The 14,106-nt window shown below is 41.9% G+C and carries 13 protein-coding genes; 1 reads left to right on the top strand and 12 read right to left on the bottom strand.

Going from position 1 to position 14,106, the window contains the following annotated elements; translation table 11 throughout:
- Window positions 1-231: 231 nt before the first annotated feature.
- The 5 genes from DW125_RS04320 to mgtE all read right to left on the bottom strand — a co-directional run bounded on the left by DW125_RS04320 (window position 232) and on the right by mgtE (window position 6,941).
- Window positions 232-1,518 carry a hypothetical protein gene (locus tag DW125_RS04320; RefSeq protein WP_117537223.1) on the bottom strand — a complete coding sequence of 429 codons (1,287 nt, stop codon included), beginning with the start codon at window positions 1,516-1,518 and terminating at the stop codon, window positions 232-234.
- Between the two features lie 125 nt (window positions 1,519-1,643).
- Window positions 1,644-2,960 (bottom strand): hypothetical protein, encoded by a 1,317-nt coding sequence (locus DW125_RS04325; protein WP_147323691.1) that lies wholly within the window; start codon window positions 2,958-2,960, stop codon window positions 1,644-1,646.
- Between the two features lie 262 nt (window positions 2,961-3,222).
- Entirely contained in the window at window positions 3,223-4,413 is a 1,191-nt protein-coding gene (locus DW125_RS04330) for an acetate/propionate family kinase (protein WP_021861113.1), read from the bottom strand.
- Window positions 4,414-4,433: 20 nt separating this feature from the next.
- Window positions 4,434-5,435 carry a phosphate acetyltransferase gene (gene pta / locus DW125_RS04335; protein ID WP_117537225.1) on the bottom strand — a complete coding sequence of 334 codons (1,002 nt, stop codon included), beginning with the start codon at window positions 5,433-5,435 and terminating at the stop codon, window positions 4,434-4,436.
- 144 nt (window positions 5,436-5,579) lie between these two features.
- Window positions 5,580-6,941, bottom strand: a complete 1,362-nt coding sequence (gene mgtE / locus DW125_RS04340) for a magnesium transporter (protein ID WP_021861115.1) — start codon at window positions 6,939-6,941, stop codon at window positions 5,580-5,582.
- 125 nt (window positions 6,942-7,066) lie between these two features.
- Here mgtE and DW125_RS04345 point away from each other — a divergent pair, with 125 nt between their 5' ends.
- Complete coding sequence (locus tag DW125_RS04345) at window positions 7,067-8,359, top strand: nucleotidyltransferase (RefSeq protein WP_117537226.1); 1,293 nt, start codon at window positions 7,067-7,069, stop codon at window positions 8,357-8,359.
- A gap of 96 nt (window positions 8,360-8,455) precedes the next feature.
- Here DW125_RS04345 and DW125_RS04350 read toward each other — a convergent pair whose 3' ends face one another.
- From DW125_RS04350 to rsxC, 7 genes are read right to left on the bottom strand one after another with little or no spacing between them, the layout of a single operon-like run.
- Window positions 8,456-8,932, bottom strand: a complete 477-nt coding sequence (locus tag DW125_RS04350) for a DUF2752 domain-containing protein (protein ID WP_117537227.1) — start codon at window positions 8,930-8,932, stop codon at window positions 8,456-8,458.
- A 49-nt stretch (window positions 8,933-8,981) separates the two neighbouring features.
- A complete protein-coding gene (locus tag DW125_RS04355; protein ID WP_021861117.1) occupies window positions 8,982-9,773 on the bottom strand; it encodes an RnfABCDGE type electron transport complex subunit B in 792 nt (263 codons plus the stop codon).
- 13 nt (window positions 9,774-9,786) lie between these two features.
- Window positions 9,787-10,362, bottom strand: coding sequence for an electron transport complex subunit RsxA (gene rsxA / locus DW125_RS04360; RefSeq protein ID WP_021861118.1), 576 nt, complete (start codon window positions 10,360-10,362; stop codon window positions 9,787-9,789).
- 13 nt (window positions 10,363-10,375) lie between these two features.
- Window positions 10,376-11,095, bottom strand: coding sequence for an electron transport complex subunit RsxE (gene rsxE / locus DW125_RS04365; protein WP_021861119.1), 720 nt, complete (start codon window positions 11,093-11,095; stop codon window positions 10,376-10,378).
- Between the two features lie 12 nt (window positions 11,096-11,107).
- Window positions 11,108-11,692 (bottom strand): RnfABCDGE type electron transport complex subunit G, encoded by a 585-nt coding sequence (locus DW125_RS04370; RefSeq protein WP_021861120.1) that lies wholly within the window; start codon window positions 11,690-11,692, stop codon window positions 11,108-11,110.
- The gene (locus tag DW125_RS04375) at window positions 11,692-12,642 is read right to left on the bottom strand and encodes an RnfABCDGE type electron transport complex subunit D (protein ID WP_021861121.1); all 951 of its coding nucleotides are present in this window, start codon (window positions 12,640-12,642) and stop codon (window positions 11,692-11,694) included. Before DW125_RS04375 ends, DW125_RS04370 begins: the two co-directional genes overlap by 1 nt.
- 26 nt (window positions 12,643-12,668) lie before the next feature.
- Window positions 12,669-13,991 carry an electron transport complex subunit RsxC gene (gene rsxC, locus DW125_RS04380; RefSeq protein ID WP_117537228.1) on the bottom strand — a complete coding sequence of 441 codons (1,323 nt, stop codon included), beginning with the start codon at window positions 13,989-13,991 and terminating at the stop codon, window positions 12,669-12,671.
- Window positions 13,992-14,106: the final 115 nt, after the last annotated feature.

Raw genomic sequence — 14,106 nt, forward strand, 5'->3', positions numbered from 1 at the left:
GCAACAACACGTTTGATCCATTTTTCCGTCTACATAAAAAAAATATGTGCATACTGCCGAAGGATTTTTATTTATATGAAATGAATGAAATTTCCTATCACGCAACAATAAAAAATAAGCGAACAGCCACAATATTCACGGTAGCTGTCCGCTTACTCTATGATTCTGTTTTGTTATCTCTGTATTTACAGCCTGCACTATTACATTCTGTATGCGATGCGCAATTACAATTTATTTCCATTTCAGAGAATACCATCCTGAAGATTTGGAATTACCACGGTATACTTTAATATAATAAGTTCCTTTTGACCATTTGCCTAATGACTGTAAAGTATAAGAAGAATTTGAATAAATCAATGATCGAGTTCCGATCGTTCTTCCTCCCTGATATACGGTAATCTTCATTGTATCATTGGTCTTTGCTTTCCATAAAATCTTCACACTCTTCTTGCTGGTCAGTTTGAATTTGTACCAGTCTGCCTGTGAGCTTCCTGCCTGCAGTGTTCCGCTTACAGTCTTGCCTTTCTTTATTGTTACAGCTTTTCCCTTGCTCTTGCCACTCTTTTCAGAAACTTTGTAATTCTTAACTTTAAAGAAATATCCACCATTGCTGTTATAGGATGACGCTACTTTAAAATAATATGTCTTTCCTTTTGTTACTCCATAAGAAGGATTGTATCCAACCGCTGTATAATCGGAATAAGCTTTTTTCTTGCTGTTACAAAGTGCAACCTTTACTGAATATTTGCTGTCTTTGCTGGCAAATGCAGAGACATATCCCGTCTGTGTTGCTTTGAATTTAAAATAATTTGTCTGTGGCTCTTTTTGTCCAATCGCAATCTGCTTATTATGCAAAATCGTACGGTCTGCACCGTTATAGAAACCTGCTGCAGCCACAAATCCCCAAGCATCATAGACTCCATCTGAATAAGTGTTTGCATAAACATAGATTCCAAGATAATATTTTCCCGGTTTCGGGACTTTGAACATGCGGGAAGTTGTCTCTCCCAGCTCATCACAAAACTGATAAGAATCTACCGGCTTTGTTAAAGCGGAATCATAAAACAATCCGTAAGTAGCTGATTTCTGCTTTGCACCGTCTGATTTTGCCGAATAATTCATTGCGAAATCCAATGTACCTTTCGTTTTGAATGTTACAGCCTGACTGTACTGATAGTGATTGCCTACTGTTCCATTCCGGGCCGCAAGTATAATCTGACCTACTTTGTTGACACTCTCGTTTCCTGTATTCATCATGATAACCGGAATACTTCCATCTACAACTGTTGTTTTCGTTGCTTTCACAGTTGCGCTCTGTGCGCTTACCGGACTCACTTTTGCAGCCTTCACTGCCTTTACAATACTGCTCTGTGCTTCCAGACTCTGCGCCTCTGCCTTCACTGCCTGTGTATTCTGTACTTTTGTCGATGTATCTGCCGCCTGTACTACACTTCCTGAAGAAACAGTAAGGATAGCCGCTAATACAAGTGACAATACTTTGCCTTTTCTCTTCATCATAACCTCTTTCTCCTTTTCCTTTATTGTGATATAAAATCAGGGGCAATCATCGTAATATCATTCTATTTAAAATGGTATTGAGAAAAACTGTCCCTCTTTTTATTCATTATAATATAAATATCTGATTATTTCCATCTTAAAATATACCAACCGGAAGATTTTTCTGTATCTGTATATACTTTCAGATAATATGTATCTTTTGGCCATTTTCCAACGGACTTAAGTTTGTAGGAAGCATCTGCATAAGTCAACGTCTTTGTATCAATCTTTCTGCTTCCCTGATAAATAGCAAGTTTCATCTTTTCATTCGTTCTTGCTTTCCAGGAAAGTTCCACACTCCGTTTGGATGTAAGGCGGATCTTATACCAGTCCGCTCTCTTCACTCCTGTTTCCATTGTTCCTTTGATTGTGGTATTTTTCTTAATCTCCACAGCATTAGATTTACTGCTTCCGCTTTTTTCGGAAATCTTACGATTTTTTGCCACCAGCGTATAACCGCCATCTTCACTCGCCGGAGACCATACTTTAATATAGTAAGTTCTTCCCTTTGGTACACCATATGTGACACCATATTTTGCAATTGTACTCTCTGTAAGACGATTCTTCTTACTGTCATAAAGAACGATCTTATTCTTCGGATCACTTGTGATCACTGTGATATAACCGCTTTCTGTGGTTTTCATTTTAAAATAATTCGTCTGCGTTGTTTTGTGACCGACTGCAATCTTCTTATCACTGGTAATCGTACGATTATTGCCATTCCAGTAGATCGCTCCTGTCGTAAACTTCCAGGATTCGCTCTTATCTTTTGCATTGACCATTGTATAGATGCCGATATAATAGGTTCCTGCTTTCGGGATCTTTACAACGACTGTCTTGTGATCGCCTTTTTTCGTTACAACATCAACGCTTGACTTATCAATCGGATCTTCCAGGGATGCCTGCTTGAATACTCCGTAGACAACATTACGTCCCGCCGTCTTTGCTTCTGTACATTTAACAGAAAATGAAAAAGAACCCTTGCCCTGAAATTCAACTTTCTGTGAATAGAGGTATCTCTTTCCCATCGTGCCATCTGTAGTTCCGACAGAATTACCAAGTGCAACATTGCCCTGCTTGCCTTCTTCTGAACCTGTTACACCTTTGACTACCGGAATATAACTCATATTCTTCTTTGTTGTTGCTTTGGCTCTGACATTCTTGCCAGTAAGTGCTGCTTTTTGCTTTGCGGCGCCTGTCTGGATTGCAAGTTTCTTCTGGCTCTTCCCGGTATCCTTTGTCAACACGTCTGTTGTCAGCGCATTTCCTTTTTCTGCACTAACTGTCCGAAGTCTGACACTGGATGTATCTCCTGCCGCCTGTACATGACCTGCACTTCCCAGAGATGTAACACTGAGAATTGCTGTAAGTAAAACTGCTGCATACATGTTCCTTTTTTTCATTCTATATCTACCCCTTTTTATTTTATCTCCTATCTTAAGAACAAGCACATTATACTTGATATTTCTCTCAAATTCAATTCTCTTTCCGCTCATTCCCGGAATCTTAAGAAAAATATTAGAAATACTGTTCTGCCTCTTCGCGCGAGTGCGCTTCCTGCCGACGGCTTTATATCTGCCGAAAGCTTTATATATAAAGAAGGCTGCCGCTCCCGCGACAGCCTTCGATACACCTCTCAATTCTATGATCGTTCAACTATGCTGATTAAACTAATGCAACAGTCTCTCTTGCAATTGCAAGTTCCTCATTTGTAGGAATTACAAATACATCAACTTTAGAATCCGGAGTTGAGATCTTCACTTCTTCACCATGTGAATCATTTGCTTCTTTATCGATTGCAACTCCAAGGTATCCAAGGTATTCCATAACTTTCTCACGTACAAGACTTGCATTCTCACCAATTCCTGCTGTAAATGCAATTACATCCACACCATTCATGGCAGCTACATAACTTCCAACGTACTTAGCTACACGGTAGCAGAATACATCAACTGTTGTAGCAGCAATCTCATTTCCGCTCTCAGCAGCGCTTGTAAGATCACGGAAATCACTGGATAAGTTATTAGAAAGACCAAACACACCAGATTTTTTATTTAACATTGTCATAAGCCCTGCAATATCAAGGTCTTCTTTCTTAGCGATGAACTCTAAGATAGCCGGATCGATATCTCCGGAACGTGTTCCCATTACAAGACCCTCCAGTGGAGTCAGTCCCATAGATGTATCTACGGATTCACCATTCTCTACAGCACAGATACTTGCACCGTTACCAAGATGACAAACGATTGTCTTCACTGCATCATATGGTTTTCCAACAAGTTCAGCAGCTCTCTTGGATACGAAACTGTGGCTTGTTCCGTGGAATCCATAACGTCTTACTTTGTATTTGTCATAATACTCATATGGCAGACCATACATATACGCCTTTGCTGGCATTGTCTGATGGAAAGCAGTATCAAATACAGCTACCATCGGCGTACCCGGCATTAATTCCTGGCATGCATTGATACCAATCAGGTTAGCTGGGTTGTGAAGAGGTGCAAGGTCATTACACTCTTCGATTGCTTTCATAACTTCATCTGTAATTACTACAGATTTGGCGAACTTCTCTCCGCCATGTACAACACGGTGTCCGACTGCCCCAATTTCCTTTAAGTCTTTTACGACACCTGTCTTGTCATCTGTCAGTGCGTCAATAACGAACTGAATAGCCTCTGTATGAGTCGGCATAGCTTTGTCAGATTTGACTTTCTCTCCGCCTGCCGGCTGATAAGTAAGGCTTCCATCAATTCCAATTCTCTCACAAAGTCCTTTTGCAAGAACCTGCTCTGAATCAGAATTGATCAGCTGGAACTTCAATGAAGAACTTCCACAGTTGATTACTAATACGTTCATAATCTTTTTTCCTCTCTTTTTTATTCTTCAGCCATACACTGTACAGCTGTAATGGCAACAACACCTTCAATGTCTTTTGCGCTGCATCCTCTTGAAAGATCATTAACCGGCGCTGCAATTCCCTGTGTTAAAGGACCGTAAGCTTCTGCTTTACCAAGTCTCTGTGCAAGTTTGTATCCGATATTACCAGCATCCAGGTCTGGAAATACGAGTACATTTGCTTTACCTGCAACCGGGCTGCCCGGTGCTTTGGATGCTCCAACTTCCGGAACGATTGCTGCGTCAAGCTGGAACTCTCCATCTAATAATAAACCTTCTTTTGCATTTTCTTTTGCAATACGTGTAGCTTCTACAACTTTGTCTACGTCAGGATGTTTTGCACTTCCCTTAGTAGAGTGTGAAAGCATTGCAACGATTGGCTCTTTTCCTGTCAGCAGTTCGAAAGAATCTGCAGAAGAAAGTGCGATTGCTGCAAGTTTCTCTGGATCCGGATTCTGCTCCAGACCGGAATCTGCAAATACAAATGTTCCGTCAGCTCCCATATCGCAATCCGGTACTACGATTACGAAGAAAGCGGATACGAGTTTTGTACCTGGTTTTGTCTTCAGGATCTGAAGGCATGGTCTTAATGTATCTGCTGTAGAATGGCATGCTCCGGATACCATACCGTCAGCATCCTTCATCTTAACCATCATAACACCATAATATAAGTAATTTGTCAGAAGAAGCTCTCTTGCCTGTTCTTCTGTCATTCCTTTTTTCTGTCTTAATTCAACAAGTTTGGCAATGTATGCGTCTGTCTTTTCAGACGTTGCAGGATCTACAATAGTAGCTCCGCTGATATCAAAAGATCCTTTGTTCTTTGCGATCTCTTCTTCGCTTCCGATCAGGATCAGATTAGCTGTTCCTTCTTTTAATACAGCTTCTGCTGCTTCATAAGTTCTGCCGTCTTCTGTTTCTGGAAGAACGATTGTCTTTTTGCTTGTTTTTGCTTTTGCTTTAATCTCATCTATGAATCCCATGATAAATAGACTCCTTTCCATATTTTCTCAGATAGGACTATTATAATACAAAGAGACCTTGCAAACAAGGTCTCTTATGTGTATTTTTTCATACATTCTGTCACTTTATCTCATTTTTTCTGTCTATATGCATATATCACGCATCTATAACTGAAATACTGCACTGACAATTGCAAAGTATACGCTGATCGTGCTGATATCTACCAGTGTTGAAATCAGAGGTGTTGCCATAATCGCCGGGTCCAGACCTACCCGCTTTGCGATAAGCGGAAGTGTACATCCAACAACTTTGGCGATCACAACGGTACAAGCCATCGTCAGACCGATCGTAAATGCCATCAGCGCATCGCCCTGCCCCATCAGCATAATTCGCAGTCCATTTACCACAGCAAGCACAATACTGATACATACTGCGATACGGATTTCTTTCCATATTACTTTCAGGAGATCCCGGAATTCAATCTCGCCGACTGCCAGTCCCCGGATCACCAGTGTTGAGCTCTGGGAACCGCAGTTTCCTCCGGTACCTGTCAACATCGGGACAAATCCTGCGAGCTGCGGCATAATGGCAAGCGCTGATTCATAACTGTTCATGATCATCTGTGTCACGGTTGCCGATAGCATCAGAAACAGAAGCCATGGGATTCGGCTCTTCACATGTTCCATAACCGTTGTCCCAAAATAAGATTCTTCATTCGGATTGACACCCGCCATGATACTGATATCTTCCGTCGTCTCTTCCTGCAATACATCCATTGCGTCATCTACTGTTACAATACCGACCATACACATCTCATGGTCTACGATTGGAAGTGCGATCAGACCATATTTGCGGATCGTCAGTGCAACTTCCTCCTGGTCATCTGTTGTATGTGCATAGAGCATGTTTGTCTCCATGATCTCTTCCACTGTCTTCGATTCACTGGTCGTCAGTAATTCTTTGACATCTACAAGACCGATAAGCTTACGCTTTTCCGTGACATAACAGGTATAAATTGTCTCCCGGTTCAAACCGACCTGACGAATCTTCAAAATAGATTCTGCAACCGTCATCTCTTTACGGAGTGCAATATACTCCACATTCATAATGCTGCCCGCACTGTCCTCCGGATATTGCAGGAGCTGATTGATCTGCACTCTTGTCTCTTCATCTGTCACCATCAGGAGACGGTCAACAACATTCGCCGGCATCTCCTCCAGCACATCAACCGTATCATCCAGATACATCTCTTCCATGACTTCTTCCAGCTCGGAATCAGTCAGTGCATTAATCAGAATCTCACGCATGTCACTGTTCATATAAGTAAACGTTTCAGCCGCTTCTTCTTTAGCAAGAAGCCGGAAGATCATAACAAGCTGCTTCTGGTCAAAATCCTCTAAAATCTCAGCGAGGTCAACAGGATACATATTACTTTCCAGTTGTTCTTTTAATTCTTTGTACTGCCGATTTTCCAACATCTCTTTAATCTCATCTTCTGTCAGTATATCTTCGATTTCCTGGCTCATATATATCCTCCTTTCTCTCCTGAAAACAATTGTAATAAACTAAACGTGAAAATAATGACTTTTTTGACCTAAAGTCCCTTTTTATAGTATAATCAATTTCAAATAGATATACAAGGAGATTTTTTATGAAAATTGTCGGACTGATTGCTGAATACAATCCCTTTCATAACGGGCATTTATACCATATAAGAAAAGCAAAAGAAATCACCGGAGCAGACGCTGTTCTTGTTATTATGAGTGGAAATTATGTACAGCGTGGAACACCCGCGATCATGCCAAAGCATCTGCGCGCCCAGGTAGCTCTGGAAAGTGGTGTTGCCGCCGTCTTTGAACTTCCGGTCTGCTACGCAACTGGAAGCGCCGAATATTTCGCCACAGGTGCTGTTTCTTTGCTTAACCATCTTGGCTGTGTAGATGCACTCTGTTTCGGAAGTGAATGTGGAGACTATGCACTACTGGAACGTATCGCCGGGATTCTTACAGAGGAACCGGAGGATTATACCTTCTATCTGAAAGAAGCACTGCGCAAGGGGCTTTCTTTTCCGCGTGCAAGGCAGCAGGCATTATCCTCCTATTTAAAAGATGAAAATGTGGATCAGGTGCTGGATGAACCGAACAACATTCTCGGCATCGAATATATCAAAGCATTATATCAGACCGGAAGCCTGATCAAAGGCTATACAATCCAGCGTAAAGAGTCCGGTTATCATGATCGGGATCTGTCCGGAAATTACAGTTCTGCCTCTGCGATCCGCAGACTCCTTGCGCAGGCCGGAAGTTCGATTCATTTAAGAAGTGACAGCATTTACGACGAACCACCGCTCTCTGATGTACTGACAAGACTGGAAGACCAGGTACCTTCTGCTTGCATTGATCTTCTTCGGGATACACACCTGATTCGGTATCCGGTATATGCAAATGATTTTTCACTTCTTCTGAAATACCGGCTTATGAACGAAACTTCAGATTCTCTTATGAAATATCTTGATATCACAGAGGATCTTGCAAACCGGATCATGAATCACATTGATGACCTGATCTCTTACGAACAGTTTTGTGATCTTCTGAAATCAAGAGATCTTACCTATACAAGAATCAGTCGGTCACTGCTTCATATTCTTTTGCAGATTAAAACCGCAGATATGCTGGATTATCAGGCTCGTGGAAATTGTCAGTATGCACGCCTTCTCGGTTTCCGAATGGATCAGTCTTCTGTCCTTACAATACTTAAGCAGACTTCTCGCATCCCATTGATTACGAAACTAACACAGACAGACAGCTTATCAGAGACAGGGCTTTCCATGCTCCGCACAGATATCCAGGCTGCTAATTTATATGAGAGTGTTTTAACTGATAAGTTTAAGATTCCATTCTTTAATGAATACAGACAGCAGATCATAAGAGTTGACACCGAATAATCCTGTTATTCAGAATGATTAACAGATTTGATACAGATCCATTCTGTTGACACAGGTTTCGGAATGATATCCAATTTAAAAATTTATTATATAAAATCATTGGACAAATAAATTTGCAAGGAAATTTTTGCAAGTATGCAGCAGATTCCCAGAGTAATAGCTCATCGGTGGTTCCCCCGGAAAATAACACACCATGCGGTAAATATAAAAAATCACAAGTGCCACAAGTGCGATTCCTGCAAGTATCTTCATACTCTTTGGCTGCCTTAACTGAAGCCTGATATAACGGTTCCAGCAATAGCGAAATACAAGAATTGCAACCACATAGATAAATGGATGCATATGCCATGCTCCTGCAAAATCAAAATGCAATAGCCGGATACCGGCTCTTGTAAGTCCGCAGGACGGACATGGATATCCGGTAAGCATAATGAGCGGACAAATACTATAAATAAATTTTCTACCAAACACAAAATAGGCGATTATAACAATAATCGCCCATTTTGTTTGCTTTATATCTTTTATGAATTGTTCATATCCTTCGGATATTATCGTTTTGAAAGATCTTTTCATACGATTCTCCTGTATACCAATTTCATAAATCTCTGAAAAAGACGTTCTTCTACAGAATGATCTTCTTCGGACATTTTGCTGCACATGCACCGCATCCGATACATTTTTCCGGATCAATGTGTGCAATGTTATTCTCAACCTTAACAGCGTCGAATTTACAGATCTTCTCACACATCTTACATCCGATACATCCAACGGAACATACAGACATAACATCTTTACCTTTGTCCTTAGAGCTGCACTGTACGAGGTGTTTCTGGTCATACGGTACAATCTCGATCAGGTGTTTCGGACAAGCTGCCACACATTTACCACATGCTTTACATGCTTCTTTGTCTACAACAGCAACTCCGTTTACAATATGGATGGCATCAAACGGACAGGCTTTCACACATGTTCCCTCTCCAAGACATCCATAATTACATCCTTTCGGTCCTCCCGCCTGCATCATGTTCATCATAACACAGTCGTTCAGTCCGTGATATTCATATTCCTGTTTTGCTTTGTCACAGGTTCCTGCACATTTTACAAATGCTACTTCGTGTACCTGTGCACCGGCTTCCTGTCCCATGATCGCACCAATCTTTGCTGCAACCGGAGCTCCACCGACCGGACATCCTCCAACTTCAGCTTCGCCTTTTACAATAGCAGCTGCAAGTCCGGAACATCCTGCATATCCACAACCACCACAGTTGTTTCCAGGCAATACTTCAAGGATTGCTTCTTCTCTCTCATCTACTTCTACTGCAAATTTCTTTCCTGCAATACCAAGGAACACACCAATGAATAATCCGGTGCCGCCTACGATTGCAGCAGCTAAAATAATACCTGTTATACTCATAGTCTGTTTCCTCCTATATTAATCCTGAGAATCCAAAGAACGCAATTGACATCAGTGCTGCTGTAAGCAGTACGATAGGAGTTCCCTGGAATGACTCAGATACATCATTGTATTCGATTTTCTCACGGATACCTGCCATGATCACAATTGCGATTGCGAATCCGACAGAAGTACCGATACCATTGATCACACCTTCCAGAATAGAATACTCATTCTGAACGTTTGTAAGTGCTACACCAAGTACTGCACAGTTTGTTGTGATCAGAGGAAGATACACACCAAGTGCATTATACAGAGACGGCATGCTCTTCTTCAGAAACATCTCTACAAACTGTACCAGTGCAGCGATTACGAGAATGAATACGATCGTCTGCAGGTAAGAAATATTCAATGGTAACAAAATAAACTTATAAATCAAACTTGTAAAGAATGATGCGATTGTAATAACGAAGATTACAGCTCCTCCCATACCGGAAGCAGTCTCAACCTTTTTGGATACTCCAAGGAATGGACAGATTCCCAGGAACTGGCTGAGTACAACGTTGTTGACAATCGCAGATCCAATTGCGATAAGTAATAATTCTTTCATCTATGTACTCCTCCTATTCTTCGTTTCCTGTAGGGAATACTTTTCCGCCGCATCCATTACATGATGCACAGCCTTCGCCGCATCCCTTAGCTTCTACAACTTCTTTACCCCTCTTGGCAGCATTGGCTTTGATCTTGTTCTGAAGAGCAACCAGTCCTGCAAGTACCAGGAATGCTCCCGGTGCAAGAATAAAGATTGTAACCGGTACATATCCGGCTTTTCCTGCTGCTTCGTCAGCGATCGGAATAATCTGTTTACCGAAGATCTGTCCTGCTCCGATCAGCTCACGTACAATACCAATACATGTAAGACCTACAGTAAATCCAAGTCCCATACCGATACCATCAAAGATTGACGGAAGAACCGGGTTCTTGGAAGCATAGCTTTCTGCACGTCCTAAGATAATACAGTTTACTACGATCAGTGGAATGTAAAGACCAAGTGCGTCATAAAGACTCGGTACAAAACCTTCCAGAAGAAACTGTACAATTGTTACGAATGATGCTACGACTACGATGAATGCCGGCATTCTGACTGAATCCGGGATGATCTTACGTAACATGGAAATCAGCATATTGGATAATACCAATACTACTGTTGTTGACAAACCCATACCAACACCATTGGTTGCGGATGTAGTTACGGCAAGTGTAGGACACATACCAAGCATCAGCACGAAGGTAGGATTCTCTTTAACTAAACCATTATATAGTCTTTCAGTACATCTGTTCATGTCTGCTACCTCCTAAAATGCATTCTGATAATAAGCCAGTGCTACGTTGACAGCTCCTGTAACTGCACGTGATGTAATTGTTGCACCACTGATTGCATCGATCTGTTCACCGTCTCCACCATCTTTTGATACAACGAATTTCTCAGCTTTCTTGCCCTTGTACTGATTGTAGAACTTCGGCTCTTTTGCTTTCATACCAAGACCGGCTGTCTCGCTGATCGATAAGATAGAAATTCCGTTTACTGTACCATCAGAAGTAATACCTACTGTAATCTGGATATCTCCACCATAACCTTCCTTGTCTGTGGTTGTGATTACATATCCTTTGTCACCTGCTTTACAAACTTCATCGACAGTTGCTTTTGCACCGACTGATTTGATTGCTTTATCTGCAATCTTCGCATCTACGTCCTGTGCTTCAAAAGCATTCGCATCTACATCTGTAAATACCGCCTGCCATGCTTCTTTCTTAGCTTTTTCCTGCGCCTGTGCGATCGGGTTTTTGGTGATCTCATATACAAAGCCAAGACCTAATCCTGCGATTAATGTAATAATTGTAAGAATAAGTGCATTCTTAATAATTGGATTTTTCTTCATTATTTTTCTCCTCCTTTACCAAATGGTTTTGGAAGAGTAACTCTTTCAATCAGTGGGACTAAAAGGTTACTGATGATGATCGCATAAGATACCCCCTCTGCGGAACCACCGAACAGACGGAACAGTCCGGTCAGTACTCCAAGAAGGATACCATATACATACTGTCCTTTTTTCGTAATCGGAGATGTTACATAATCGGTTGCCATGAACCATGCTCCGAGCATCAGACCACCACCGCAAAGGTGTGCTGTGATGTACTGTGGATCAAAGAATCCTACATGTGCTTTTGTAAATGGTCCGAAAATTCCGACGAAAATAACAAAGGATACAATGTATGTTCCCGGAATACGCAAATCAATAATACCAAGCATAATAAGGAATACTGCTCCGATAATGATTGCGATCACAGATGTCTCACCGATTGTTCCCGGAATTGTTCCGATAAGCATCTTCATGGAATCAACAGAGCCACCGTCTTTTAAAGTAGCAAGCGGTGTCGGTCCGGATACTCCATCGTAAACAAACTTTGTCATCGGTCCTGCGAAAGAAATCAGCAGGAAACATCTTGCACCGAGCGCCGGGTTCATGAAGTTCTGTCCCAGTCCTCCGAATAACTGTTTTACAACGAGAATTGCAAATACACTACCAAGAGCGCCCATCCACCATGGTGCTGAAGCCGGCATGTTAAGGCCAAGCAACAGGCCGGTAACAACTGCACTCCAGTCGTTGATGGTAATCTTCTTGTGCATCAGTTTCTCATATATGTACTCTGTAAGAACCGCTGATACGGTTGTGCTGATCAGTACGATCAGTGCTGGTATTCCAAAGTTATAAACTCCGAATGCCGAAGCCGGCAAAAGTGCAATAACAACCATAAGCATGATATTGCTGGAGGTAACTTTGTCACGAATATGTGGTGAAGATGACAGTTTATAATTGTTCTCACTCACGTTTGTTCACCTCTTCCTCTCTTCTCTTATTTTTTCTTCTTACGATTAGCAAGTGCAATTTTTCTCATAGAACCGATTGCCTGTTTCAACTGACGTTTTGCCGGACAGACGAAACTGCATGATCCACATTCCATACATTCCAGACCATTATGTTTTGTAAAGGTCTCTTCGTCATGATGCTCTGCATAATCTGCAAGTCGAGATGGAATCAGACGGCTTGGACAGGCATCTACGCATCGTCCGCAGTTAATACATGCGGTTGGCTCGAATTTTGCTACTTCGTCTTTTGTAAATCCAAGAATGGATGATGATGTCTTTGTAACCGGAACATCTAGTGAAAACATTGCAAATCCCATCATCGGACCACCGGAAATCAGTTTCTCCGGTTCTGTCTTGAATCCACCGGCAGCATCTACCAGCTCAGCCTGGTTCATACCAAACGGAACACGGAAGTTCCCCGGTTCATTCACTGCATCTCCGCTGACTGTTACGACACGTTCCATAGAAGGTTTTCCTTCTGCCACAGCCTGATAAATGCTTACAAGTGTTGCAACGTTGTCTACAACGCATCCTGCATCTGCCGGAAGCATAGCAGAGTTAATCGCACGACCTGTCGTCGCATAAATAAGCTGACGCTCACCACCCTGTGGGTATTTTGTCTTAAGCGCCAGAACCTCCAGACGTGGGTCATCTGCTGTGAGTTCTTTTAATTTTGCGATACAATCTGGTTTGTTATCTTCAACACCGAATATACCTTTCGCGTTATCGAAAAGTCTCAGAACGATCTTCATGCCTTCCACCAGTTTCTCCGGTGTCTCGATCATCGTTCTGTAGTCTGCTGTAATATATGGCTCACATTCTGCACAGTTTGCAATAATATAATCAATCTTGTCAGGCTCTTTTGGAGAAAGCTTAACTCTGGTCGGGAAACCTGCTCCTCCCATACCAACAACACCTGCGTTGCCAATTGCGTTAAGGATCTCTTCCTTTGTCATCTCATCAACCGGTTTTATCGCAGGATATTCTACTTCTTTATATTCACCATCATTTTCAATGACAATGCTGTTGACAGTACCTACAGTCGGGTTCAAATGTGGAGCGATCGCCTTAACTGTTCCTGATACTGAAGCATAGATTGGTGCAGAAACAAATCCTCCGGCTTCTGCTATCATCTGTCCTTTTAAAACATGATCGCCAACTGCTACGATCGGATTGGCAGGCGCCCCGATGTGCTGGGAAACCGGATATACCAGATCTCCTGTGGGTTTAACATCAACGATTGCCTTGTCTTTTGCAAGACGCTTACCGTCATCCGGATGAATACCACCCTTAAAAGTTAACAATGCCATTCCCTTTTCCTTCCTTCCTTTTAATTTTCATATTAACTATACCCAAAAAGCACCAGACTTACCAGTGTGTCAAGTGATTTTTTTGTACATTTTAATGAACATCTTGTTCATTTTT

This window comes from Dorea sp. AM10-31, from assembly GCF_003435815.1.
GTDB classification, from domain to species: Bacteria; Bacillota; Clostridia; order Lachnospirales; family Lachnospiraceae; genus Dorea_D; species Dorea_D hominis.